The sequence below is a fragment of the Brevundimonas sp. Soil_N_31 genome (assembly GCF_057655995.1).
Genome location: NZ_JBDGLE010000007.1, coordinates 188,090 through 212,637 on the forward strand (window position 1 = coordinate 188,090; position 24,548 = coordinate 212,637).

The window sequence follows — 24,548 nt, forward strand, 5'->3', positions numbered from 1 at the left end:
AACGGTGTTTGAGAAATGTCCGAATCCGCAGTTCAGGTGATCGCGCGCGGCGATCGCGCCCCGGCCGAAGCCGCCGCCGCCGCCATCGACGCCAACCCCCTGTTGGAGAATGCGACCTATTCCATCCTTGAAGAGGACGAGGACAAGGAAATCTGGCGCATCGACGCCTTCCCCACGACCGAGGAAGAGGCCGAGGGCATCGCCGAAATCCTGCGCGCCACGCCGGGGCTGGAGGTCGTGGTCGAGAAGCTGGCCGACGCCGACTGGCTGGCCATGAGCCTGTCGGGCCTGCCGCCGGTCGAGGCGGGCCGCTTCTTCGTCTATGGCGCGCATGATCAGGGCAAGGTGCCCGAGGGCCGGGTCAATCTGAAGATCGATGCGGGCGCCGCCTTCGGCACCGGCCACCACGGCACGACGGTAGGCTGCCTGGAGGCGTTCGACAATCTGCTGAAGACCGAGACCTTTGAGAAGGTGCTGGATGTCGGCTGCGGCACGGGCGTGCTGGCCATTGCAGCGGCCAAGACAGGTTCGCCCATCGCCGTCGGCACCGACATCGACGAGCCCTCGGCCCGCATCGCCAATGAGAACGCCCAGATCAACGACGCCAAATGCGAGTTCTATTTCGCCGACGGCCTGAGCGATGCGCGCATCGCCCAGCACGCGCCCTATGATCTGGTGTTCGCCAACATCCTGGCGGCGCCGCTAGTGCATCTGGCGCCCGAGATCGGCGCGGCGCTGAAGACGGGCGGGGTCGCCATCCTGTCGGGTCTGCTGCGCACGCAGGAGGAGCGGGTGCTGGAGGCCTATCTGCCGCTGGGCTTCGTGGTGGAGCAGACGATCCATCATGATGCGTGGAGCGCGCTGCAACTGCGCAAGAAGTAGGGCGCAAACTCCCTTCTCCCCTTGTGGGAGAAGGTGGCTCGCGAAGCGAGACGGATGAGGGGTTGCTGGACATCGAAGTCTGGCAACCCCTTTTGCGTTGAGAAACCCCTCATCCGCCCCTCCGGGCCACCTTCTCCCACAAGGGGAGAAGGGTATAAGAGCCCTCATGCGCCAGACATTCAACGAAACCACCGATCCGTCCTTCGGGGCCAAGCACCTGCCTTTGCTCCGCGCCGAGATGGCCAAGCAGGGCCTCGACGGCCTGCTGGTCCCGCACGAGGACGAGCATCAGAACGAATACCTGCCCGACGCCAATGAGCGGCTGGCCTGGGTCAGCGGCTTCACCGGCTCGGCCGGGGCGGGCGTGGTGCTGAAGGACAAGGCGGCGGTCTTCGTCGACGGTCGCTATACGGTGCAGGCCAAGGCCCAGACGGACGAGGCCCTGTTCGAGCGCCAGCCGCTGAATGCGCTGGCCGATTGGCTGGCGGCCGTGCCGTCGGGTTCGGTGATCGGCTATGATCCGCGTCTGCACAGCCCCGATGCGCTGACCAGTCTGCGCGCCGCGGTCGAGAAGGCCGGGGCGACGCTGAAGGCGGTCGAGGCCAATCCGATCGATCTGGCCTGGGGCGACGCCCGCCCGGCCCAACCGCAGGCGCCGGTGGTCCCGCATGAGGACCGCTATTCCGGCGAGGGCGCCGCGTCGAAACGCGCCCGCATCGGCAAGGCCATCCTTGATGCCGGGGCCGAGGCCGCCGTGCTGACGGCGCCGTCTTCGCTGGCCTGGCTGTTCAACATTCGCGGCGGCGACGTGATCCGCACGCCTCTGCCGCTGGGTCAAGCGGTGGTGAAGGCGGACGGGACGGCGCGCGTCTTTCTCGACCCGGCCAAGGTGACGAACGAACTGCCCGGCTGGTTGGGCGACGCCGTGACGCTGGAGGCGCCCGAAGCGTTGCCCGGCGCGCTGGACGCCCTGTCGGGGCGCAAGGTGATGATCGACCCGGCCGTGTCCTCGGCCTGGTATTTCGACCGGCTGGAAGCGGCGGGCGCCGACATCGTGCGCGGCATGGACCCCTGCGCCCTGCCGCGCGCTCAGAAGAACGCCGTCGAGATCGTGGGCAGCCGTCAGGCGCACATCCACGATGGCGCGGCGCTGACGCGCTTCCTGCACTGGGTCGATACGGTCGCGCAGAAGGAGCTGCCGGACGAGCGGGCAGTGGTCGAGGCGCTGGAAGGTTTCCGCGAGGCGACCGGTATGCTGAAGGATCTGTCCTTCGACACCATCGCCGGGGTCGGGCCGAACGGCGCCCTGCCGCACTACAAGCCGGTCGGGGCCAAGATTCGTCCGATGGAGGCGGGCTCGCTGCTGCTGGTGGACGGCGGCGGTCAGTATCTGGACGGGACCACGGATGTGACCCGCACCATGGCCATCGGCGAGGGCACGGCCGATCAGCGCCGGATGTTCACCCTGGTCCTGAAGGGCCACATCGCCATGGCCGTGATCCGCTTCCCCGCCGGGACCAGCGGGCGCCAGCTGGACGCCATTGCGCGCCAGCCGCTGTGGAACGCGGGCTTTGACTTCGACCACGGCACTGGCCACGGCGTCGGGTCGTATCTGGGCGTCCACGAGGGGCCGCAGCGCATCGCGGGCTGGGGCACGGATCAGCCGCTGCTGACCGGCATGATCCTGTCGAACGAACCGGGCTATTACCGCGAAGGCGAGTGGGGCATCCGCATCGAGACGCTGCAGGTCGTCACGGCCCCGGCGCAGGTTCCGGGCGGCGAGCGGCCGATGCACGGCTTCGAGCAGTTGACGCTGGCGCCGCTGGATCGTCGTCTGATCGACGTCGCGCTGCTGACGGCGGACGAGCGGGCCTACGTGGACGCCTATCACGCCGAGGTTTTGGCCAAGGTCGGGCCTCTGCTGGCCGACGGCGTGCAGAAGGACGAGGCGGCGCTAGCGTGGCTGAAGGCCCAGACGGCGCCGCTCTAAAGGAGAAGCCCGGCCGATGATCGGCGCCATCGCCCTGCTGCTCGTCTGCCAGTTGGCGGGCGAGATCATCCACCGGCTGACGGGCCTGCCCCTGCCGGGGTCGGTGATCGGCATGGTGCTGTTGCTGGCTTGGCTGGCCCTTGTGCCGAGGGAGCGGCTGACGCTGACCCAGGTGACGGGCTGGCTGACGGCGCATCTGTCGATCATGTTCGTGCCCGCCGCCGTCGGGTTGATGGAGGAGGGGGCGATTCTGTCGCGCCATGGCCTCGGCATCGTCGTGGCGGTGGCGGTCTCGACCCTGCTGACGCTGGCGGTGACGGCGCTGGTGTTCCGCGCCGTTGCGGGGCGCGAGCCAGAGGCGGATAGCGAGGACGCGTCGTGAGCGGTCTGATCGCGACGCCCCTGCTGTGGCTGGCGGTGACGCTGGTGGTGTTCGAATCGGCGGACGTGCTGTCTCGGCGCAGCGGGCGCCATCCGCTGTGCCATCCGGTGCTGCTGGCGACGCCGGTGCTGATCGGGGTGCTGCTGGCGACCAGGACGCCCTATGCGACCTACGCCGAGGCGACGCAGGTGCTGGGCTTCCTGCTGGGGCCGGCGGTGGTGGGGCTGGCCGTGCCGATCTGGGCGCAGCGGGCGACGATCCGGCGGCTGGCCAAGCCGCTGGCCTACGCCCTGCTGGCGGGGGCCGCGACGGCCATCGTCAGCGCCGTGGGCATTGTCTGGCTGTTCGGGGCGCCGGCTGAGATCATGGCCTCCATCGCGCCGCGCGCCACGACGACGCCCGTGGGGATGGCTGTGGCCTCCCAGTTGGGGGGCATACCGGCGCTGGCGGCGGTGATCGTGCTGATGTCGGGGGTGTTCGGAGCGATGACGGCGACGCCGCTGCTGAACCTGCTGAAGATCAGGGATTATCGGGCGCGGGGCTTTGCGGTCGGGGTGTCGGCGCACGGTTTCGGGGCCGCGCGGGCGTTTCAAGTGGATCAGACGGCGGGCGCCTTCGCCAGTCTGGGCATGGCGCTGAACGCCGTGGCGACGGCGACCATCCTGTCCATCGTGGCCAGTTTGCTCTGAACCATCCGCTCATCCCGGCGGACGCCGGGATCCAGTGCTTTGGCTTAAAGTCCATCGGTCGGTTGTGGAGCGCGGGGCTCTTACTGGATCCCGGCCTCCGCCGGGATGAGCGGGTAAGGGTGAAGGCGAGCCCCTTGAAATAAGGCCATACGGCGCCCATCTGAAGAGCGTCGGCGGATGCGCCGCCGACCCCCTCACATCAGAAGGAATGCGCGGATGAAGATGCGCAAGCTGGGCCGTAACGGCCCTGAGGTCTCGTCCGTCGGTCTGGGCTGCATGGGCATGAGCGCCTTTTACGGCAGCGCCGACGAAGCCCAATCCATCGCGGTGATCCACCGCGCGCTCGACCTGGGCGTCAGCCTGTTCGATACGGCCGAGATGTACGGCCCCCACACTAATGAAGTCCTGGTCGGCAAGGCGCTGAAGGAGCGCCGCGACGAGGCCTTCATCGCCACCAAGTTCGGCATCAATCGCCAGCCGGACGGCTCGGCCGTCACCGACGGCTCGCCCGCCAACGTGCGCCGCGCGGTCGAGGGCAGCCTGAGCCGTCTGGGCGTCGACCACATCGACCTCTATTACCAGCACCGCATCGACCCCAATACGCCGATCGAGGAGACGGTCGGGGCGATGGCCGAACTGGTGAAGGAGGGCAAGGTGCGCTTCATCGGCCTGTCCGAGGCGGCGCCCGCCACCCTGCGCCGCGCCCATGCCGAGCATTCGATCACGGCGCTTCAGACCGAATATTCGCTGTGGAGCCGCGACCCGGAAGACGAGCTTCTGGGCGTGGTGCGCGAACTGGGCATCGGCTTCGTGCCCTACAGCCCGCTGGGCCGGGGCTTCCTGTCGGGAGACATCAAGTCGATCGACGACCTGGCGCCCGATGACTTCCGTCGGACGAACCCGCGCTTTGCGGGCGACAACTTCCAGAAGAACCTCGATCTGGTCGATGCGGTCGGCGCCATTGCGGCGGACAAGGGCGTGACGGCGGCGCAGTTGGCTCTCGCGTGGGTGCTGGCGCAGGGAGAGGATCTGGTTCCCATCCCCGGCACGCGCCGGATCGCGACGCTGGAGCAGAATGCGGCGGCGGCGGACATCGTGCTGACGCCGGATGATCTGGCGCGGATCGAGGCCGTCTTTCCGCGCGGAGCGGCGGCGGGCGAGCGGTATGCGCCCGGCGGCATGAGCTCGCTGAACCGCTGATGTGAAAACGCCTCCCTCGCGATCGCGGGGGAGGCGTCTTTCATGGCTGGATTGATGGTGAGCGTTGGTTGCGATCTAGCTCCGCTCGTCCCGGCGGACGCCGGGATCCAGTAAGAGCCCCGCGCTCCACAACTGACCAATGGGGTTGAAGCCAAAGCACTGGATCCCGGCGTCCGCCGGGATGAGCGGAAGTGAAGGGGCGCGAGCGCCACTCAACACCAATCAAGCTTACTGAACGCGGGTCCAGGTCTGGGTCTTGCACAGGGGGGCGACGATGCAGCCGCGCAGGCGCAGGGTGTTGTCGTTGGTCAGGGTGATCGTGCCGCGATAGGTGCCGCCGTCCTCGGGATTGTAGACCGAGCCGCCGCGCCATTCGGTCGGGCCGCCGGTGAAGCCCGACAGCATCCGCAGGCCGCGCAGGGGGCGGGTCCGCAAGGACTCGTCCTTGTTGCGGGCGTCGCGCACGTTCGGATCGGCGCGGATATGGCTGGAGGTGACGAGGACGCCGCACAGGGCCTGACCGCAACGCTCAATGCGGACCTGGCCGCCGTTGGTCGGCGTCTGCCACAGGCCGGTCGGGTCGCTGGCGAGGGCCGGAGAAGCGAGGGCGGCGGCTGCGACGGCGAGCGCCGTCAGGACGGAGGTCTTCATCGGCGTTTTCCTTCTGACGGATCGTTGAGGCGATCCCTTGGACGAAGGATGATCCGGGGTTCAGTCTGAAACAAGGCCGAAATTGTGAACTTCACTCAATGATTACATGACCTTAGGTCAAGTTGACCGCGCTGCGGGCGCCTAAGGCGATGGATTCGGGCGTCTTTTGCGGGAGGCATCGGTCAGCCGCCGCGCGGGCGGCGGGGGCGGGTTCCGGCGTTGGAGCAGGGGGTGTAGCCGTCGCGCCAGATGCGGCCGGGCGTCAGGCGGCTGGCGTCGGCCAGGGCGCGGCAGTCGGCGGCCTGATGCACCTGAGCCGCCGCCAGGGCCACGGAGGCGCAAGCGAAGGCGTCCTCGGCGGCGTCGTGGTGGCGGAAGGCGACGCCCAGTTCGGCGCAGACGTTGTTCAGCTTGTGCGAGGGGAACTCAGGCCAGCTGATCTGGGCCAGCTTGACCGTGCAGAGGTAGTCGAACTCGGGATAGGTCAGGCCGTAGTGGTCGCAGGTGTTGCGGATGACGCTGACGTCGAAGGCGGCGTTGTGGGCCAGCACGGTGCGGCCTTCGAGGCGGGGGGCGATGGCGGCCAGGACGGCGGGGAATTCCTCGGCGTCTTCGACCTGTTCGGGGCCGATGCCGTGGAAGGCGATGTTGAAGCTGGCGAAACGCATCCCCGGCGGGCGGATGTAGTGGTGCTCGACGGATTCGATGACGCCGTCGTTGATCCAGGCCAGGCCGATGGAGCAGGGGCTGGCCCGCTGCTCATTGGCGGTTTCGAAGTCGATGGCGACGGCGTGCATCAGGCGATCATATTTCAGGCGATGAGGGTCAGCCACTCGTCCTCGGTCAGGACGGCGACGCCGTGCTTTTCGGCGTCCTTCAGCTTGGAACCGGCGCTGGGACCGGCGATGACGTAGTCGGTCTTCTTGGAGACTGATCCGCTGACCTTGGCGCCGAGACTTTCGGCGCGGGCCTTGGCTTCGTCGCGGGTGAAGCGTTCCAGCGAGCCGGTGAAGACCACCGTCTTGCCCGCCACCGGGCTGTCGGTCGTGGGGGCGGCCACGTCCTCGACGCGCTCAAGTTCGGCCAGCAGGGCGTCGACGACCTGAAGGTTGTGCGGTTCGTGGAAGAAGTGAGCCAGCGCCTCGGCGGCGACCGGGCCGACGCCGGAGACGCCCGCGATCTGGTTCAGCATGTCGGACGGGCCTTCGTTGCGCGCGACGGCGGCCCAGCGGGTCAGGTCGCTCCAACCGTCCGAGATTTCCGCCAGCGAACGGCGGGCGGGCGCCGCCATGCCGGGGAAGGCGAGGGCGATCTTCTGATCCATCGGCGCCTCGGGCCAGGGATCGTCGGCGGGCGGGCGGGCTTCGGCCATCAGGCCCAAGACGCGGGTGGAGATGGCGTGGGTCGCGGCCAGCGTCTTCCAGTCGTCGCTGGCGAGGCCGTTCGCGGCGGCCATGCAGGCGTCGCGGAAGGCGGTCCAGCTGCCGAAGGCGCGCGACAGGACCAGAGAGGTCTGCTCGCCGATCTCGCGCACGCCCAGACCGAAGATCAGGCGGTCGAGGCTGATGACGCGCCGCGCGTCGATCCCGGCGATCAGGTTGCCGACGCTGGTTTCGCCATAGCCGTCCTCGGCGCGCAGCAGGGCCAGCTTTTCCTCGTCGCGGGCGAGGCGGAAAATGTCGGCGGGTTCCTTGATCCAGCCGCGCATGTGGAAGGCGATCAGCTGCTTTTCGCCAAGCCCTTCAATGTCGAAGGCGCGGCGGCTGACGAAGTGCTTTAACCGCTCGACGATCTGGGCGTCGCAGATCAGGCCGCCGGTGCAGCGGCGCTTGACCTCGTCCCCCTCGCGCACGGCTTCGGAGCCGCAGACGGGGCAGGTGGTGGGGAAGATGTAGGGCTGGGCGTCCTCGGGACGCAGGGTTTCGACCACGCCGACGATCTGGGGGATGACGTCGCCGGCGCGTTGCAGGACGACCGTGTCGCCGATCCGCACGTCCTTGCGGGCGATCTCGTCCTCGTTGTGCAGGGTGGCGTTGCGGACCACGACGCCGCCGACGGTGACGGGGTGCAGGCGGGCGACGGGGGTCAGGGAGCCGGTGCGGCCGACCTGAATGTCGATGCCTTCCAGAACGGTCGTCGCCTGTTGCGCCGGGAATTTGTGGGCGATGGCCCAGCGGGGGCTGCGGGCGATGAAGCCGAGGCGCTGCTGCCAGTCCAGCCGGTCGACCTTATAGACCACGCCGTCGATGTCGTAGCCGAGGCGGCTGCGGTCGGCCTCCAGCGTCTGATAGACGCCGATCAGGCCGTCGGCGCCCTCGACCCGGGCGGAGCGGTCGTTGACCTGAAAGCCCCAGCTGCGGAAGGCCTCCAGAGCGCCGTGTTGGGTGTCGGCGAAGGGGGCGGAGGTCTCGCCCCAGGCGTAGGCGAAGAAGGTCAGGGGGCGCAGGGCCGTGATCTTCGGGTCTTTCTGGCGCAGTGACCCGGCGGCGAAGTTGCGCGGGTTGGCGTAGGTCCGCCTGCCTTCGGCCTCGGCCGCCGCGTTGAAGGCGTCGAAGGCGGCGTTGGGGGCGTAGACCTCGCCCCGGATTTCGATGACGTCGGGCCAGCCCGAGCCGGTCAGGGTCTGGGGGATGCTGTCCAAAGTGCGCAGGTTGGCGGTCACGTCTTCGCCGGTCTTGCCGTCGCCGCGCGTGGCGCCCTGAACCAGCACGCCCTTTTCATACCGCAGGCTGGCGGACAGGCCGTCGATCTTGGGCTCGGCGACGAAGGCGATCGGCTCGTCGCCCGGCAGCTTCAGGAAGCGGGCGATGCGGGCCACGAAGTCGCGCACCTCGCCGTCGTCGAAGGCGTTGTCCAGCGACAGCATGGGCACGCCGTGGCGGACCTCTGCGAACTGGGTCGAGACGGGGGCGCCGACGCGCTGGGACGGGGAGACGGGGCTGGAGAGCGCCGGGAAGCGGGTCTCGATGTCGAGGGCGCGGCGCTTCAGGTCATCGTAGTCGGCGTCGGAAATCTCGGGCGCGGCGTCGGCGTGGTAGAGGGCGTCATGGCGCGCCAGTTCGGCCGACAGGCGCTCCAGCTCTTCGCGCGCCTGGGCTTCGGTCAGGGTTTCGACGGGCGTGAAAAGGTCGGACATGAGAATCGCAGGAAGTCGGCAAAGGCGGAACGGTTCCTTATCATCCCCCGACCTTGATGGCAGACGCGGCATGACAGAAAGGTAATCTGACGCGGCGGCCGGGGGCCGCTAGCGTCGCGCCTCAAAGATTCCTGCCGGAGCCCTCCATGCGTCCTGTCCTCGTCAGCCTGTCCGTGATCGCCGCCGCCGTGACGTTGGCCGCCTGTGAGACGACGACCGTCCCGGCCGCGTCGGAAACGCCCGCCGTCGCCGCCGCCTCGGCCGATTACGCCCAGTTGATGGATGATCTGCGCATCCTGTCGGCCGACGACATGCAGGGCCGCGACACCGGCTCGGAAGGCGGGGCCAAGGCGCGTGAATACATCGTGGCGCGGCTGGAGGCGCTGGGCGTCCAGCCCTCGTCGATGGGGCGTCTGCAGCCGTGGGAGATGCAGGGCCGCACGCGCGAAGGGACGAAGACCTACAGCGGGACCAACATCATCGGCGTGATTCCCGGCACGCGCGTGGCCGACAAATACATCGTGGTGACGGCCCACTATGACCATGTCGGCGTCAACGACGGCCAGATCTACAACGGCGCGGACGACAACGCCTCGGGCGTGGCGACCATGCTGGAGCTGGCCAAGCGGCTGAAGGCCAATCCGCCCGAGCACAGCGTGCTGATCGTGGCGCTGGACGGCGAGGAGCGGGGCCTGCTGGGCGCCAAGCATTTCGTCGAGGCGCCGCCGGTGCCGCTGCACGCGATCGCGATGAACCTGAACTTTGACATGACGGCGCGGGCCGACAGCGACGGCAAGCTGTGGGTGACGGGGACGTATCAGCACCCCTATTTCCGCCCGGTGCTGGATCAGGTTCCGGCGCGCCAGGCCGTGGCCCTGGCCTTCGGCAAGGATACGCCCGAGGACAAGGGCGCCGACAACTGGGTCGAGGCGTCGGACCACGCCGCCTTCCACCGCGCGGGTCTGCCGTTCCTCTATTTCGGGGTGAACTATCACACGGACTATCACCGCCCGAGCGACGACTTCGAGAAGGTCAATCCGGCGGTGTTCCAGGACGCGACCGAACTGGCCATCAGCGGCTTCCGGGCGCTGGACCGGTGGCTGGATCAGTGAAGCGCGGGCTGATCGCGGCCGTCCTGCTGGCGGGCGTTGTCGGGCTGGCCGCCTGCGACCGCGGCGCGACGCCCGACAAGACGGCGCAGGCCGTCGTCTTCAAGCACGACCTGCCGGAGGACGTGTCCGGCTACTATATCCCCACGACGGCGGTGCAGGTCGGCGACTGGCGGCTGCATCACCTGTTCATGGGCCAGGTTCCCGATTTCATGAGCTGGCGCGACGGTCAGCGGACGGCGGGCTTTGCGCCGATCATGATGGAGTTCGAAACGGGGGATAAGGCGCGGCGCACGCGACTGATTCCGACGGCCTATGACGTGACCGAGGACAACGTGCGCTTTGAGGCGCGGTCGCGCGATCTGGGCGCGGTGTCGTTCGAGGGAAGGCTCGACCAGGATGCGCTGGCGAAGGCGCGGCGCAATCTGGGCGATCAGGGCGTGGTCCTGAAAGGGACGCTGAAGGTCGGGGGCCGGACCTTCGACGGGGTGTCGATGCGGTGGTGGGCGGGGGACTGATCCCCCGCCGTTGAACCTTCGTTCTTAGGCGACGGTCGCCTTGACGATCTTGCCCGGCGCGCGCGGGGGCTCGCCCTTCGGCAGGGCGTCGACGTGATCCATGCCTTCGATCACTTCGCCCCAGACGGTGTACTGGCCGTCGAGGAAGCGGGCGTCGTCGAAGCAGATGAAGAACTGCGAGTTGGCGCTGTCCGGATTGGCGGTGCGAGCCATGGAGCAGACGCCGCGGACGTGCGGCTCCTTCGAGAATTCCTGCTTCAGGTTCGGCTTCTTCGAGCCCGAGGTGCCGGTGCCCGTCGGGTCGCCGCCCTGGGCCATGAAGCCCGGAATCACGCGGTGGAAGACCACGCCGTCGTAGAAGCCTTCCTTGGCCAGATCAGTGATCTGCTTGACGTGGTTCGGGGCCAGGTCGTCGCGCAGCTTGATGACGACGTTGCGGTCTTCGCCGTCGCCGGTGTCCAGGGTGAAGGTCAGGGTTTGGTCGGCCATCGGGCGCTCCTTGAGGTTATGCGAGCCGGAATTGTGCGCGGGTCATAGCGGCTGAACGCCGTCAGGGCTATGTGGGAAGCATGAGTGAAGACGAAAAGCCCGCCGACAAGCCGCAGGAACGCCGTCGCATGGTGCGTCTGCCCACGGGCGGCACGGCCTCGGGCCGCAAGGTCGGCCAGAAGATCAAGACCGCCGACAAGAAGTCGCTGTCCAGTCAGGCCTGGATCAAGCGCCAGCTGTCGGACGAGTGGTCCGATCGCGCCCGCGCCGAGGGTTGGCGCAGCCGCGCGGCCTTCAAGCTGATGGAGATCGACGACAAGTTCCGGCTGATCCGGCACGGGTCGCGGGTCATCGACCTGGGCGCGGCGCCGGGCGGCTGGGTGCAGGTGGCGCTGGATCGCGGGGCGGCGGCGGTGGCGGGCGTGGACCTGCTGATGATCGAGCCGATCCCGGGAGCGACGCTGATTCAGGCGGACTTCACCGATCCGGGCGTGGATCAGCAGATGCTGGACGCCATCGGCGGGCCGCCGGACCTGGTGCTGTCGGACATGGCGCACAATACGGTCGGTCATCGTCAGACGGACCACCTGAAGATCATCGCCCTGATCGAGATCGCGGCCGACTTCGCCATCCGCACCCTGCGGCCGGGCGGAAATTTCGTGTCGAAGAACTTCCAGGGCGGCGATGCGGGCGGGGTGCTGACGCGCCTGCGCGAAGAGTTCGAGACGGTGAAATACGTGAAGCCCGAATCGAGCCGCAAAGGCAGCGCCGAGGTGTTTCTGGTGGCGCTGAACAAGCGGTAGGGCGCCGGCCCGCTGTCTTCCCACCCGTGACTAACTGCCGTCATCCTCGGGCTTGACCCGAGGATCCAGCCATCCGTCTGCGTGACGTCGGCAAGGATGAGCGCGTCGCCGCACTGGATCCTCGGGTCAAGCCCGAGGATGACGGCGTGGGCGTGGCTGACGGCGTCGGTTACGCCGATGCGCCTTCGGCCTCAGCCGCCGCAGCGGCGCGGCGGGCGGCTTTCCTGGCCTCGATCCGCGTCCAGATGCGGTCGTGCAGGGTGAAGAAGACCGTCTGCACCAGAGGCTCGATCGTGCCGATGGCCAGGGCGATGCGGATGTCGCGCGTCAGGGCGAAGGCCACCAGAACCGCTACGGCGAAGTGCATAACGCCGTAGGTGACGGTCTTCAGCGCCACCTGCTTCAGGTTGCGGGGCAGGGCGTGGCTGTGCCCGTGTCCGTGGCCGTGGTGGTTGTGCGCGCGGTTCTGTTCGTGCGCGTTCATCACCTCCAGACGGGCGGTGAAGGCCTCGGCCGTCTCCTCGACGCGGGACAGCATCTTGCGGCGTTCGACCCGGTGCCAGACGCGGTCGTGGACGGAATAGGCGATGGTCTGAAAGATCGGCTCGACCACCCCGACCGCCAGGGCCAGCCGCCAGTCGCGGGTCAGGGCGAAGGCCACCAGGATCGCCACGATCAGGTGCATGGCGCCGTAGCTCGCAATCTTGAGAGCGAGCTGCCGCGCCGTGTTGATCAAGATGCGAACCATTATCGGGAAATGCGGCCTCTCGCCGTCCGTTTCAAGGCAATTCCTCTTATATGCACGATAGCGCGGCCTTGGGGTTGCGGTTCCCTGCCAACGGGGGCTATACGCGGCCCGCAAAATGGAGGCTCCAAATGGAGATACGCGAAGGCCTAACCTTCGATGACGTTTTGCTCGAACCCGGTCCGTCCGAGGTCATGCCCGCTGATGTCGATGTCTCGACCCAGCTGACACGCGAAATCAAACTGAACATCCCGCTGCTGTCGTCCGCCATGGACACGGTGACGGAAAGCCGCCTGGCCATTGCCATGGCGCAGGCGGGCGGCATGGGCGTGCTGCACCGGAACATGACCATCGACGAGCAGGCCGAAGAGGTCCGCGCCGTCAAACGCTATGAAAGCGGCATGGTGGTGAACCCGGTCACGGTCGCCCCCGACACGACGCTGGGCGAAGTGCTCCAGATCGTCGAGCGCAAGAAGATCACCGGCTTCCCCGTGGTCGACCCCAAGAGCGGCAAGCTGGTCGGCATGCTGACCAACCGCGACATGCGCTTCGAGACGGACCTGAACCTCAAGGCCGCCGATCTGATGACGACGGGCGAGCTGATCACCCTGCGTGAAGGTTCGGCCGGACGCGAGGCGGCGCGCGAGCTGCTGCGCACGCGCAAGATCGAGCGGGTCATCGTGGTGGACGACGCCTATCGCGCCGTCGGCCTGATCACCATGAAGGACATTCAGAAGGCCCAGGCCTTCCCCAACGCCTGCAAGGACGAGCAGGGCCGCCTGCGCGTCGGCGCCGCCTCGACCGTCGGCGACGCCGGGTTCGAGCGCGCCATGGCGCTGGCCGATGCGGGCGCGGACGTGGTGGTGATCGACACCGCCCACGGCCACTCGGCCTCGGTCGCCCAGGTGGTCGAGCGCATCAAGCGCGAGAACAACCGCGTCCAGATCATCGCCGGCAACGTCGCCACCTATGACGCCACGCGCGCCCTGATCGACGCGGGCGCCGATGCGGTGAAGGTCGGCATCGGGCCGGGCTCCATCTGCACCACCCGCATCGTCGCGGGCGTGGGCGTGCCGCAGCTGACGGCCATCGTCGACGCCGCCCGCGCGGCGGAAGGCACGGGCGCCTCGGTCATCGCCGACGGCGGCATCAAGTTCTCGGGCGATCTGGCCAAGGCCATCGCGGCGGGCGCCAATGTCGCCATGATGGGCTCGATGTTCGCAGGGACCGACGAAAGCCCCGGCGAAGTCTTCCTGTACCAGGGCCGGTCCTACAAGTCGTATCGCGGCATGGGCTCGGTGGGCGCCATGGCGCGCGGCTCGGCCGACCGCTACTTCCAGAAGGAAGTCTCGTCCGAGAAGCTGGTCCCCGAAGGCATCGAGGGCCAGACCGCCTACAAGGGGCCGATCGCCCCGGTGGTGCACCAGCTGGTCGGGGGCCTGCGCGCCTCGATGGGCTATGTCGGCGGCGCCACCATCCCGGACTTCCAGGAGCGCGCGCGCTTCGTCCGCATCACCAATGCGGGCCTTCGTGAGAGCCACGTCCACGACGTGATGATCACGCGCGAGGCGCCCAACTATCGTCAGGGCTGACCTGATCCGCTCCCGGCCCCGGTCGGGAGCGGTTTTGTTTTGGGCTAGTGGAACAGGAGACGGGCGTGACGATTGAACTCACCTATCTGGCGGCGACGCTGGTGCTGGCCCTGGTCCAGATTCTGCTGCCCGCCTTCGCCCGGACGCGTGAGTTCGGCCTGTCGTGGAACGCCGGGGCGCGGGACACGACGCCCGAGGCGCACAGCCCAGTCGTCGGCCGTCTGGAGCGGGCGCAGGCCAATCTGTTCGAGACCCTGCCGCTGTTCATCGGCGCCGTGCTGATCGCCCAGGTCGCCGACCGGACCGGCGCGCTGACGGCCTGGGGCGCGGCCCTCTACTTCTGGGCGCGCGTCGCCTATATCCCGCTGTACGCCCTGGGCGTTCCCTATATCCGGTCGCTGGTGTGGCTGGTCTCGCTCGCGGGACTGGCGCTGTGCCTTCTGGCCCTTTTCATCCGAGTCTGATTTGACCCCAGCCGCCCGCCTGGCCGCCGCCGCCGCCATCATCGACAGCATCTCGCAGGGCCGCCAGCCCGCCGACGCCGTGCTCAAGGCCTGGAGCCAGCAGAACCGCTACGCCGGTTCGGGCGACCGCCGCGCCATCGCCGAGCGCGTCTATCAGGTGCTGCGCGCGCGCGGCCGCCTGTCGGCCTTCATGGGCGGGCGTCAGGACGGACGCGCCCTCATCGTCGGCGCCCTGTCGGTGCTGGACGGCGCGACGCTGGAAGAGATCGAAGGTCTTTACAACGGCGAAGGCTATGGCCCGCGTCCCCTGTCCAAGCACGAGCGCGGCCGCGTCATGGCGGGCGAGGACGCGGTCGATCTGGCCGAGGTCGCCCTACCGGACTTCGTGACGGCGGACCTGAAGGCGGTCCACGGCGACCGTTGGCGCGAAGAGGTCGAAGCCCTGAGCGGTCGCGCGCCGGTCGACCTGCGGATCAATGCCTTGCGCGCCACGATGGAGGAGGTCGAGGCCGAGTTGCGCGACGCCGGTCTGTCGCCTCAGCGCACGGAGCTGTCGGGCTGGGGGCTGCGTCTGGACGCGGAGCCCGCGCCGAACGTGCAGCCGCTGGACGGCTTCCAGAACGGCCATTTCGAGATTCAGGACGAGGCCAGTCAGGTCGTCGGCTGGCTGTCCGGCGCCTTCCCCGGCGCGACGGTGGTGGACTATTGCGCGGGCGGCGGGGGCAAGACGCTGGGTCTGGTGCAGGCCATGCAGGGGCAGGGGGCGCTGATCGCCTGCGACGTCTCGGCCAAGCGTCTGGACAATGTGAAGCCGCGACTGGCCCGTGCGGGCGTCGAGGCCGACCTGCGCCTGCTGGGCACCAACGGGGGCGGGGTCGAGGATCTGAACGGTCAGGCCGATGTGGTGCTGGTCGACGCGCCGTGCTCGGGCTCGGGCGCCTGGCGGCGCCGGCCGGAGGACAGCTGGCGCCTGACGGCGGAGGAAGTGGCCCGTCTGCACGCGCTGCAACTGCGCATTCTGGGGCAGGCGGCCAAGCTGGTGCGGCCGGGCGGGCGTCTGGCCTATGTCACCTGCTCGGTGCTGGGCGCCGAGAATGAGGCCACCGCCGCCGCCTTCGAGGCCGCGCACGCGGACTTCAAGCCCGTCCCCATCGCCGATGCGGCGCATAGCGCGGATTTGACCGAGGCGGGGCGCGAACGCCTGACCGCGCTGGCGCAAGGCAACCGCCTGCGCCTGTCGCCCGCCGCCACCGGCACGGACGGCTTCTTCATCGCCCTGTTTGAGCGCGCTTCATGAGGCTGGAGCGCTACGGCGCCGTCACGGTCCTGCCGGTGATGGCGGCCCCGGCCGAATATGGCGAACACCTGCGCGCCCGCATCGACCCGCTGATGACCGGCATCGGGCCGGTCGAGGGGGCGGTGGCGCTGACGGCGGCTCTGGCGCGGCTGGAGGCGCGGGGAGAGGCGCCGGACCTGATCCTGTCGCTGGGCTCGTGCGGGTCGCGCGTGCTGGATCACGCGGCGGTCTATCAGGCGTCGTCCGTAGCCTATCGCGACATGGACGCCAGCGCCCTGGGGTTCGAGAAGGGGGTGACGCCGCTGCTGGACATGCCCGCCGTCCTGCCGCTGCCGTGCCCCATCCCTGATGTGCCGACCGCGCGCCTGTCGACGGGCGGAAACGTCGTCTCGGGCGCCGCCTATGACGCCATCGACGCCGAGATGGTGGACATGGAGACGTGGGCGCTGGTCCGCGCGGCCCAGACCTTCGGCCTGCCGCTCGTGGCGCTGCGCGGCGTGTCGGACGGCAAGGCCGAACTGACGGGCCTGCATGACTGGACCTCGACCCTGCATCTGGTGGACGAGAACCTGGCCCAGGCCGTGGACGGCTTGATTGCGGTGCTGACGGATCACGGCCTCTCCGCCCTTGAAATTCCGGCCCTCCAAGGCCAAACCCTCGCCCAATCGCTCGCCCCGGATTCGACCTCATGACCCAGCCGACCCAACACCAGAAGGTGCTCATCGTCGATTTCGGCAGTCAGGTGACGCAACTGATCGCGCGCCGCCTGCGCGAGGCCGGCGTCTATTGCGAAATCCATCCCTACAACAAGGCGGGCGAGGCTTTGGCGGCGATGCAGCCGCAGGCCATCATCCTGTCGGGCGGCCCCAACTCGACGACAGAGGCGGACAGCCCGCGCGTCGACCACGCCGTCTTCGACTACGGCGCGCCGATTCTGGGCATCTGCTACGGCGAACAACTGATCTGCGCCGAGTTGGGCGGCAAGGTCGAGAGCGGCCACCACGCCGAGTTCGGCCGCGCCGAGATCGTCATCACCAAGGACAGCCCCCTGTTCGCGGGCATCGGCGCCCTGGATCACCGCGAACCGGTGTGGATGAGCCACGGCGACCGCGTGACGGCCCTGCCGGAAGGCTTCCACGTCATCGCCACCTCGGAAGGGGCACCCTTCGCCGCTATCGCCGATGAGACGCGCAAGATCTACGGCGTCCAGTTCCACCCCGAGGTGGTTCACACGCCGCGCGGCGCCCAGCTGCTGAAGAACTTCACCCACGGCGTGGCGGGCCTGACCGGCGACTGGACCATGGCCGCCTATCGCGACGAGCAGATCGCCAAGATCCGCGAACAGGTCGGCGACGCCAAGGTCATCTGTGGCCTATCGGGCGGGGTCGACAGCTCGGTCGCCGCCGTGTTGATCCACGAGGCGATCGGCGACCAGTTGACCTGCGTCTTCGTCGACACCGGCCTGCTGCGCAAGGACGAGGCCAAGCAGGTCACGGAACTGTTCCGTGAGCACTACAACATCCCGCTGGTGCACGTTGATGCGTCTAAGGAATTCCTCGGCGAGCTGGCCGGGATTTCGGACCCGGAGACCAAGCGCAAGACCATCGGCCGGGTCTTCATCGAGGTGTTCGACCGCGAAGCCGCCAAGATCGAAGGCGCCGCCTTCCTGGCCCAGGGCACCCTCTATCCCGACGTGATCGAGAGCGTCTCCCCGACCGGCGGCCCCTCGCACGTCATCAAGAGCCACCACAACGTCGGCGGCCTGCCGGACTTCATGAAGCTGAAGCTGGTCGAACCCTTACGCGAACTGTTCAAGGACGAAGTCCGCGCCCTGGGCCGCGAACTGGGGTTGACCGAGGCCTTCGTCGGCCGGCATCCGTTCCCCGGACCGGGCCTGGCCATCCGCATCCCCGGCGAGATCACGCCGGAGGCGGTCGCCACGCTTCAGGACGCGGACGCCATCTACCTCGACGAGATCCGCAAGGCGGGCCTGTACGACGATATTTGGCAGGCCTTCGCCGTGCTGCTGCCGGTCAAGACGGTCGGCGTCCAGGGCGACGCCCGCACCTATGAAAAGGTGCTGGCCCTGCGCGCGGTCACCTCGACCGACGGCATGACGGCCGACTTCTACCAGTTCCCGTGGGATGTGCTGGCCAAGACCGCCACGCGCATCATCAACGAAGTCCGCGGCGTCAATCGGGTGGTTTACGACGTGACGTCCAAGCCGCCGGGGACGATCGAGTGGGAATAATTTTTGCCCCTCCGGGCGTATCCGAAGTCACGCTATAATACGACATAAGCCAATGAAAACTTTGAAAAAATCGCTCTGAGACTTTCAGCAGCTATCGCCGGGTTAGCTTCCCGTTTGACGGTATGGCTGGCGGTATGGCGCGTCTTGTCTCAACCGAAAAACGCATATACCGTCAGGAGCAAGAGAGCTTCTGACGGTATATTTTTTGGCCTAAACACTTGTAAGTGCTGAATAAAAATCCGGTCAGGCGGCGCAATTTTGGCCTGACGGTATAATTGGGTGCTCTCCTGCATTTTTTGACCGATCTGGAGGGTGCAGATGCTGACCGACACCGCCATCAAGGCACTGAAACCAAAAGACAAATTATATAAGATTGTGGATCGTGACGGTATGTACGTCGTGGTCCAACCTTCGGGTTCAATCGTGTTCCGCTTGGACTACCGGCTCAACGGCCGTCGGGAGACCTTGACGTTGGGTCGTTATGGCCCGGCGGGTCTGTCTCTGGCCAGGGCGCGCGAGAAGCTGATTGATGCCAAGCGCGCGATTTCCGAGGGTCGATCGCCGGCGCAGGAAAAGCAGCGCGAGAAGCGGAGGATCAAGGAAGCCAAAAGCTTCGGCCAGTTCGGCGAGCGCTGGCTTCAGGAAGCGAGGATGGCGGACAGTACACGCGCGATGCGGCGGTCGATCTTCGAGCGCGATATCCTCCCGGCGTTTCGCAATCGACTGCTAACCGAGATCCTGCCGGAGGATCTGCGCGGGTTGTGCGCAAAGGTAAAGGAACGCGGGGCGCCGGCAACAGCGGTCCACGTCAGAGACATTGTGAAGTTGATTTTCGCCTTCGCCATCCTGCACGGGGAGAAGGTCGCCAACCCGGCCGACGAGGTTGGCCCATCGTCGATCGCGACCTTCGTGCCGAAGGACAGGTCGCTATCTCCCGCGGAGATCCGCATCATGCTCGGACAGCTTGAGCATGTCCCGACGCTGCCGACGATCCGTCTCGGGATAAAGCTGATTCTGCTCTCGATGGTGCGAAAGAGCGAATTGCAGGATGCAGTCTGGGACGAGGTCGATTTTGAGAACGCCGTCTGGTCGATCCCCAAGGAGCGAATGAAGCGCTCGAAGGCGCACAACGTCTATCTATCGCAGCAAATGCTCGACATCTTCATCGCTCTCAAGACCTGCGCCGGTAACTCGAAATACGTCCTGCCATCGCGCTACGACGCTGACGCGCCGATGTCGCGGGCCACGTTCAATCGGGTCACGACGGCGGTGGTGGTGCGGGCCAAGAAGGAAGGAATGCCGCTGGAGTCCTTTACGGTTCACGATCTCCGACGCACCGGCTCGACTCTGCTCAACGAACTGGGCTTCAACAGCGACTGGATCGAGAAGTGCTTGGCGCACGAGGATGGCCGATCCTCACGGGGCATCTACAACAAAGCGGAATATGAGCATCAGCGCCGGCACATGATCCAGGAATGGTCCAACATCGTGGACGCTTGGGTCGTGGGGGAGAAATACACGCCGACCCTTTATCCGCCGACAATGGACCTGCTTACGCCCGAGCCGGATGTTTGATGGGGCGGGTCTTGCGAAGCTGGACATCGGGCATGGGTGCGCGTTTCACGGTTTTCGCGCGCGAGGCGCGGCGGCGCTCCTCGAGCCAGGCTTCGACTTCGGCGAGGTCCCAGACCACGCAGCGGGATGTGAGGTAAAAGCGCTGTGGAAACTCACCACGCTGCTCCATGTCGTAGATGGTCGTGTCGGCCAGCGGGACGATTTGCCGAAGCTCATGTCGCCGGATGGTCCGTGTCACGGCGGGAGGTTCTTGTGATTTCATCAGAGGACTCCGTCAGCCATTGGGTTCAACGGATAGAAGTCGATAGACGACGTTGAAGGAAAGCCCGGATTGAGGGGCGTAGAACGGTATCGCGCTCTGGCGTGCATATCGGATAAGGCGTGGCCATCGCCGCGCCCAGCCAGACCTCCAATCAGTTCATTTGGATGATCGTCGATACCGGCCCTTCCGGCGTGAGCCGACGTAGCATATGAGACCTGCCACCTTGAGCGCGGCGATGTCCCGACGCGCAGTTTTCAGGCTGACCGCCCACACCGCCGCAATATCCCGTGCGTCACTTCGGACCTCCCCGACTCGGTCGAGAAACCAGTGCTGCCGCTCGTTGAGTTCGGCTCGATCAGGGACATTTTTAGGGTCGCGTTCAGGGACACGTTCAGGGACATTTTTCCGCGCGCCCGTTGCCGATCGTCCCCCTGCGGCTTCCCCGGCAGCATAGGCTTCACGGGCTCTGGCCAGGGAAATGCGATCCACTGGGCCGGTCAACGGGATGGCTGCCGGCCCATCGACCAGGCCGAGAACGAAGGCCCTGATGACTGGGGACGAAACCACCAGCCTCAGGAAATGGACGCTGTCTGGCCCGTGCTGGCCTGAGAGCCAGTGCTTGACGGTTCGCTCGCTTGCGTCCGTCTGGCGCATGAGCTGCTTAATCGCGCGGCGACTGTCGCCATGCTCTTTGCGTAGCAGCTCAGCGATGGTCCGCGCATAGACTTCGCGTCCGCCAAGAACGCCTGTCCATAGGGGTAATTTCCTGCCCGTTTTCGGCAACATCTTCCGTTTTCTCCGCAGCTAAACTGTTCCAGTGCGGAGTGACGGCAGAGGCCCGTCATGCGCTGCGGCGGTAGGTCGCCCGGATCGCCGCAGGCAAGTTCGTGAGGCGTAATGTGATGAGCCGGAGAGACTACGATAATGATCGGTCAGAGCAGCCCGAACGTCCTCTTCGGGCTGCCGAATACGTCCGCATGTCGACGGATCATCAGAAGTATTCGACGGAAAACCAATCCGACGCGATCAAGCACTATGCCGAGGCGCGCGGAATCGAGATCGTCTGTACCTACGCCGACGAAGGAAAGAGCGGGCTCAGCGTCGATGGTCGTGATGCGTTCAAGCGGCTGATCGCGGACGTCGTGGAAGGCCGCGCCGACTTTGAGATGATCCTCGTCTACGACGTGAGCCGCTGGGGGCGCTTCCAGGACACCGACGAAAGCGCCTACTACGAATATATCTGCAAGCGCGCCGGCGTTCGTGTCCAATACTGTGCCGAACAGTTCGAGAATGACGGAAGCCCGATCGCGGCCATCATCAAGGGCGTGAAGAGCGCCATGGCCGGGGAATATAGCCGTGAGCTTTCCGTCAAGGTTTTCGCCGGCCAGGGGCGCCTGATCGAGAAAGGGTATCGTCAGGGAGGCCCGGCGGGTTTTGGACTACGGCGAACGCTCATCGATGAGCACGGCGCTATCAAGGGATGTCTTGAACGCGGCGAGCAGAAGAGTCTCCAGACTGACCGCGTGATCCTGACACTCGGCCCGGCCGAGGAAGTTGATCTGGTTCGCGAAATCTACCGGGCGTTCGTCCACCAAGCGTATAGCGAGAGCGAGATCGCGGCCGATCTCAACAGGCGGGGTATTTCCACCGACCTTGGGCGACCCTGGACCAGGGGAACCGTCCACCAGATTCTCATCAACGAGAAATATGTCGGCGACAACGTATGGAACCGTCGCTCTTTCAAGCTGAAGAAGAAGCGCGTCCGGAACGATCCCGGTATGTGGATCAGGGCGCAGGATGCGTTTGCGGCCGTCATCGAACGCGAACTGTTCGAGGCGGCCAGGACCATCATCGGTGTGCGCTCCTTCCGGCTGAGTGACGAAGAGATGCTGCAATCTCTGAGGGCGCTTTATCAGCAAAAAGGTTTGCTCTCCGGCATCGTCATCGACGAATCCGATGGGATGCCGTCCAGCAGCGCCTACAGCTCCCGCTTTGGCAGCCTGCTTCGCGCCTACGGTCTCGTGGGCTTCACCCCGGATCGCGATTACCGCTACGTTGAAATCAACCGCGAACTGCGAAAGCTCCATCCCGGTATTCTTCGTGAGGTGCTCGACGGATTGCGGGCAACGGGCAGCGATGCCTGGCAGGATCTCGAGGCCGACCGGATAGTCGTCAACGGTGAGTTCAGCGTCTCGTTGGTGATCGCGCGGTGCATCGAGACGCCGACCGGGCTCCTTCGGTGGAACCTGCACTTCGATACCTCGCTCGCGCCCGACATCACGATTGTCGCGCGGATGGATAGAGCCAATCGCGCGCCGTTCGACTTCTATCTATTCCCCCGCATTGACATGCTCTCCGAAAAGCTGCGGCTAGGAGAGGAGAATGCGCTCGCGCTCGATGCCTACCGCTTCGACGACCTTGAACTTCTCTATGACATCGCCGCGCCTGTTCCTCTTGGGGAGGCCGCCTGATGCCTGCTGTTCGACCGAACAAGATCGAAATGATCCCTATCTCCCGGATCACGGTTCTGAACCCTCGCGCACGCAACAAGCGCCAGCATCGGGAGATCGTGAACAACATCGAAGCCATCGGCTTGAAGAGGCCGATCACGGTGAGCCGCCGCGATGGCGCAGGCGGGCCGAGATATGATCTCGTCTGTGGTGAGGGCCGGTTGGAAGCCTTCCAGATGCTTGGTCAGACCGAGATTCCGGCCGTGGTGATCGAGGCCAGCGAAAGCGAGTGCCTCGTCATGAGCCTGGTCGAGAATATCGCCCGGCGCACGCCGCGGCCCATCGACCTCATGAAGGAGATCGGCGCGCTACGATCTCGTGGCTTCAACGATGCTGCCATCGCGGAGAAGATCGGTGTCGGGGCATCCTGGGTGAACATGATTGCGTCGCTACTCGAGCGTGGCGAGGAACGGCTGGTGTCCGCCGTCGAAACCGGACTCATTCCGATCACCTTGGCAATGGAGATTTCCAAAGCCGAAACGGAAGAGGCGCAGAACCTGCTCCTCGACGCCTATGAGACCGGCAAGCTGCGGGGCAAGAAGCTCGCCGCGGTTCGACGTCTGCTGGAAATGCGGATGCGCAGCCAGCGCAAGGGTGGATTGCCTGTCGGGCGGTTGGGCCGAAAGGGCACCGGCGTCCGTCGGATGACGGCCGCCGATCTCATGCAGGTCTATCAGCGGGAGGCGGAAAAGCAGCGTCTGCTGGTCAAGAAGTCGGACTTCACCCAGACCCGGCTGCTGTTCGTCGTCGAGGCGCTGAAGGATCTGCTCGGCAATGACGGTTTCATCAATCTTTTGAGGGCGGAGGGGCTGGCGACCATGCCACGCGCGCTCAAGGTCCGTGTGTCGGGAGACGATCATGACTGAAGAACCGAAGGATCGGGATGACGGCCGGATCCATTTTGGCTTCGACCGCGATTTTCTGACGATTCCCGTCGCGGCGATCGTGCCGCTGAAGACGTTGCCGCCCGGCGCCAGGGAGAGCCGATCCTATTCGCAGGTGCTGAGTTCGATCAAAGCGATCGGCCTGATCGAAGCGCCCGTCGTCATGGCAGACGATAAGAATGTCGGAACCTGGTTTCTCCTCGATGGTCATCTGCGGCTTGAGGCGCTGAAGGAACTCGGCATCTCCGAGGTCGAGTGCCTGCTTGCAGCTGACGACGACACCTACACCTACAACAAGCGCGTCAATCGCATCCCGCCGATCCAGGAGCATCGGATGATCGTGCGGGCAATGGACCGGGGCGTGGCATCGACCGACATCGCCGCAGCCTTGAACCTTCAGGTCGAGTCTGTGCTGCGGCGTTTCCGGCTCCTGGAAGGGATCAGCCCCGAGGCGGCCGAGATGCTGAAGGATACGCCCTGTTCGATGAAGGTGTTCGACATCCTGCGCCAGATGACGTCGGTCAGGCAGATCGAAGCCGCAGACCTCATGATCGGTCAGAACAACTTCACGGTCATGTTTGCGCGCGCGCTGCGTGCGGCGACGTCCGAGAACCAACTCGCCGCCGCCCGCAAAGGAAAAGGGGGAGGCAAGCCAACGCCGTCGGGCCAGCAGATCGCCCGCATGGAACGCGAGTTGGCAGCGCTCCAGACCCAGGTGAAGTCTGTCGAGGAAACCTACGGCATCGACAATCTGCATCTGACCGTCGCCCGCGGCTATGTCGCCAAGCTACTGGCGAACAACCGGGTGGTTCGCTGGCTGGCGACCCATCAACAGGACTATCTCAGCGAGTTTCAGAAGATCGCCGAGATCGACAGGCTCGGTCCGATCGCGGAAACGCCGGGCGCCTGAGTCAGATATGGGGACCCGGACCCGATAAGCGCGGGGACCATGGGAGAAGCCGCACCGTGGGGCGGATCAAGCATGGTAGTGGGAATGGCGGCGAACCCGCATGAAGCCCACCAGGCTGGCCGACATATAGCCAGCCGCATGAGGCCTGATTGGCTCTCATGAACAAGACGGGCGGGCGTGTCGGCGGGCAGGCCGACACGCCCGCCATT

24 protein-coding genes are annotated in these 24,548 nt (G+C 66.3%); 17 read left to right on the top strand and 7 right to left on the bottom strand.

Annotation, left to right across the window (positions count from 1 at the left end; all coding sequences use genetic code 11):
* Window positions 1–15 precede the first annotated feature (15 nt).
* The 5 genes from AC3A3G_RS13075 to AC3A3G_RS13095 all read left to right on the top strand — a co-directional run bounded on the left by AC3A3G_RS13075 (window position 16) and on the right by AC3A3G_RS13095 (window position 5,143).
* Complete coding sequence (locus AC3A3G_RS13075; RefSeq protein WP_200166722.1) at window positions 16–882, top strand: 50S ribosomal protein L11 methyltransferase; 867 nt, start codon at window positions 16–18, stop codon at window positions 880–882.
* 166 nt (window positions 883–1,048) lie between these two features.
* Entirely contained in the window at window positions 1,049–2,872 is a 1,824-nt protein-coding gene (locus AC3A3G_RS13080) for an aminopeptidase P family protein (RefSeq protein ID WP_487488376.1), read from the top strand.
* Between the two features lie 16 nt (window positions 2,873–2,888).
* Complete coding sequence (locus AC3A3G_RS13085) at window positions 2,889–3,254, top strand: CidA/LrgA family protein (RefSeq protein ID WP_200166726.1); 366 nt, start codon at window positions 2,889–2,891, stop codon at window positions 3,252–3,254.
* Complete coding sequence (locus AC3A3G_RS13090; protein WP_487488377.1) at window positions 3,251–3,943, top strand: LrgB family protein; 693 nt, start codon at window positions 3,251–3,253, stop codon at window positions 3,941–3,943. The genes AC3A3G_RS13085 and AC3A3G_RS13090 overlap by 4 nt, the downstream gene beginning before the upstream one ends.
* A gap of 216 nt (window positions 3,944–4,159) precedes the next feature.
* Window positions 4,160–5,143, top strand: coding sequence for an aldo/keto reductase (locus AC3A3G_RS13095; protein WP_487488378.1), 984 nt, complete (start codon window positions 4,160–4,162; stop codon window positions 5,141–5,143).
* A 228-nt stretch (window positions 5,144–5,371) separates the two neighbouring features.
* Here AC3A3G_RS13095 and AC3A3G_RS13100 read toward each other — a convergent pair whose 3' ends face one another.
* From AC3A3G_RS13100 to ligA, 3 genes are all read right to left on the bottom strand, one after another.
* Entirely contained in the window at window positions 5,372–5,794 is a 423-nt protein-coding gene (locus AC3A3G_RS13100; RefSeq protein ID WP_003164483.1) for a DUF2147 domain-containing protein, read from the bottom strand.
* 182 nt (window positions 5,795–5,976) lie between these two features.
* The gene (locus AC3A3G_RS13105) at window positions 5,977–6,627 is read right to left on the bottom strand and encodes a 3'-5' exonuclease (protein WP_308446940.1); all 651 of its coding nucleotides are present in this window, start codon (window positions 6,625–6,627) and stop codon (window positions 5,977–5,979) included.
* Window positions 6,606–8,930 carry an NAD-dependent DNA ligase LigA gene (gene ligA, locus AC3A3G_RS13110; protein WP_487488379.1) on the bottom strand — a complete coding sequence of 775 codons (2,325 nt, stop codon included), beginning with the start codon at window positions 8,928–8,930 and terminating at the stop codon, window positions 6,606–6,608. Before ligA ends, AC3A3G_RS13105 begins: the two co-directional genes overlap by 22 nt.
* A 146-nt stretch (window positions 8,931–9,076) precedes the next feature.
* Here ligA and AC3A3G_RS13115 point away from each other — a divergent pair, with 146 nt between their 5' ends.
* Window positions 9,077–10,042 (top strand): M20/M25/M40 family metallo-hydrolase, encoded by a 966-nt coding sequence (locus AC3A3G_RS13115; protein ID WP_200216055.1) that lies wholly within the window; start codon window positions 9,077–9,079, stop codon window positions 10,040–10,042.
* Window positions 10,027–10,557, top strand: coding sequence for a hypothetical protein (locus AC3A3G_RS13120; protein ID WP_325135663.1), 531 nt, complete (start codon window positions 10,027–10,029; stop codon window positions 10,555–10,557). Before AC3A3G_RS13115 ends, AC3A3G_RS13120 begins: the two co-directional genes overlap by 16 nt.
* A gap of 24 nt (window positions 10,558–10,581) precedes the next feature.
* On the opposite strand, the gene AC3A3G_RS13125 is transcribed toward AC3A3G_RS13120, so the two are convergent.
* Window positions 10,582–11,046 (bottom strand): peptidylprolyl isomerase, encoded by a 465-nt coding sequence (locus tag AC3A3G_RS13125; protein WP_087140057.1) that lies wholly within the window; start codon window positions 11,044–11,046, stop codon window positions 10,582–10,584.
* An 80-nt stretch (window positions 11,047–11,126) separates the two neighbouring features.
* On the opposite strand from AC3A3G_RS13125, the gene AC3A3G_RS13130 reads away from it, so the two are divergent.
* Window positions 11,127–11,849 (top strand): RlmE family RNA methyltransferase, encoded by a 723-nt coding sequence (locus AC3A3G_RS13130; RefSeq protein ID WP_125902015.1) that lies wholly within the window; start codon window positions 11,127–11,129, stop codon window positions 11,847–11,849.
* Between the two features lie 169 nt (window positions 11,850–12,018).
* Here the strand turns inward: AC3A3G_RS13130 and AC3A3G_RS13135 are convergent, their stop codons facing one another.
* Window positions 12,019–12,597, bottom strand: coding sequence for a DUF2061 domain-containing protein (locus tag AC3A3G_RS13135; RefSeq protein ID WP_200216053.1), 579 nt, complete (start codon window positions 12,595–12,597; stop codon window positions 12,019–12,021).
* Window positions 12,598–12,725: 128 nt separating this feature from the next.
* On the opposite strand from AC3A3G_RS13135, the gene guaB reads away from it, so the two are divergent.
* The 6 genes from guaB (at window position 12,726) to AC3A3G_RS13165 (ending at window position 19,773) form a co-directional block, all read left to right on the top strand.
* Window positions 12,726–14,186 carry an IMP dehydrogenase gene (gene guaB, locus AC3A3G_RS13140; RefSeq protein ID WP_003164492.1) on the top strand — a complete coding sequence of 487 codons (1,461 nt, stop codon included), beginning with the start codon at window positions 12,726–12,728 and terminating at the stop codon, window positions 14,184–14,186.
* 65 nt (window positions 14,187–14,251) lie between these two features.
* Window positions 14,252–14,650 (top strand): MAPEG family protein, encoded by a 399-nt coding sequence (locus AC3A3G_RS13145; RefSeq protein ID WP_487488380.1) that lies wholly within the window; start codon window positions 14,252–14,254, stop codon window positions 14,648–14,650.
* Window position 14,651: 1 nt separating this feature from the next.
* On the top strand, window positions 14,652–15,947 hold the full coding sequence (locus AC3A3G_RS13150) for an RsmB/NOP family class I SAM-dependent RNA methyltransferase (RefSeq protein WP_487488381.1): 1,296 nt from the start codon (window positions 14,652–14,654) through the stop codon (window positions 15,945–15,947).
* Window positions 15,944–16,639 (top strand): 5'-methylthioadenosine/S-adenosylhomocysteine nucleosidase, encoded by a 696-nt coding sequence (locus AC3A3G_RS13155; protein WP_338575945.1) that lies wholly within the window; start codon window positions 15,944–15,946, stop codon window positions 16,637–16,639. The genes AC3A3G_RS13150 and AC3A3G_RS13155 overlap by 4 nt, the downstream gene beginning before the upstream one ends.
* Window positions 16,636–18,198 carry a glutamine-hydrolyzing GMP synthase gene (gene guaA / locus AC3A3G_RS13160; protein WP_487488382.1) on the top strand — a complete coding sequence of 521 codons (1,563 nt, stop codon included), beginning with the start codon at window positions 16,636–16,638 and terminating at the stop codon, window positions 18,196–18,198. The genes AC3A3G_RS13155 and guaA overlap by 4 nt, the downstream gene beginning before the upstream one ends.
* 318 nt (window positions 18,199–18,516) lie before the next feature.
* Window positions 18,517–19,773 (top strand): tyrosine-type recombinase/integrase, encoded by a 1,257-nt coding sequence (locus tag AC3A3G_RS13165; protein WP_487488383.1) that lies wholly within the window; start codon window positions 18,517–18,519, stop codon window positions 19,771–19,773.
* On the opposite strand, the gene AC3A3G_RS13170 is transcribed toward AC3A3G_RS13165, so the two are convergent.
* Both AC3A3G_RS13170 and AC3A3G_RS13175 read right to left on the bottom strand, forming a co-directional pair.
* Entirely contained in the window at window positions 19,751–20,035 is a 285-nt protein-coding gene (locus AC3A3G_RS13170) for a helix-turn-helix transcriptional regulator (RefSeq protein ID WP_145752293.1), read from the bottom strand. The two genes, AC3A3G_RS13165 and AC3A3G_RS13170, sit on opposite strands and share 23 nt — an antisense overlap.
* 156 nt (window positions 20,036–20,191) lie before the next feature.
* The gene (locus AC3A3G_RS13175; protein WP_265544982.1) at window positions 20,192–20,821 is read right to left on the bottom strand and encodes a hypothetical protein; all 630 of its coding nucleotides are present in this window, start codon (window positions 20,819–20,821) and stop codon (window positions 20,192–20,194) included.
* Between the two features lie 116 nt (window positions 20,822–20,937).
* Here AC3A3G_RS13175 and AC3A3G_RS13180 point away from each other — a divergent pair, with 116 nt between their 5' ends.
* The 3 genes from AC3A3G_RS13180 to AC3A3G_RS13190 are packed head-to-tail and all read left to right on the top strand — an operon-like array spanning window position 20,938 to window position 24,339.
* Window positions 20,938–22,506 carry a recombinase family protein gene (locus tag AC3A3G_RS13180; RefSeq protein ID WP_487488384.1) on the top strand — a complete coding sequence of 523 codons (1,569 nt, stop codon included), beginning with the start codon at window positions 20,938–20,940 and terminating at the stop codon, window positions 22,504–22,506.
* On the top strand, window positions 22,506–23,411 hold the full coding sequence (locus tag AC3A3G_RS13185) for a plasmid partitioning protein RepB C-terminal domain-containing protein (RefSeq protein WP_288804243.1): 906 nt from the start codon (window positions 22,506–22,508) through the stop codon (window positions 23,409–23,411). The genes AC3A3G_RS13180 and AC3A3G_RS13185 overlap by 1 nt, the downstream gene beginning before the upstream one ends.
* Window positions 23,404–24,339: a plasmid partitioning protein RepB C-terminal domain-containing protein gene (locus tag AC3A3G_RS13190; protein ID WP_487488385.1), complete on the top strand. Its 936-nt coding sequence runs from the start codon at window positions 23,404–23,406 to the stop codon at window positions 24,337–24,339. Before AC3A3G_RS13185 ends, AC3A3G_RS13190 begins: the two co-directional genes overlap by 8 nt.
* Window positions 24,340–24,548 lie beyond the last annotated feature (209 nt).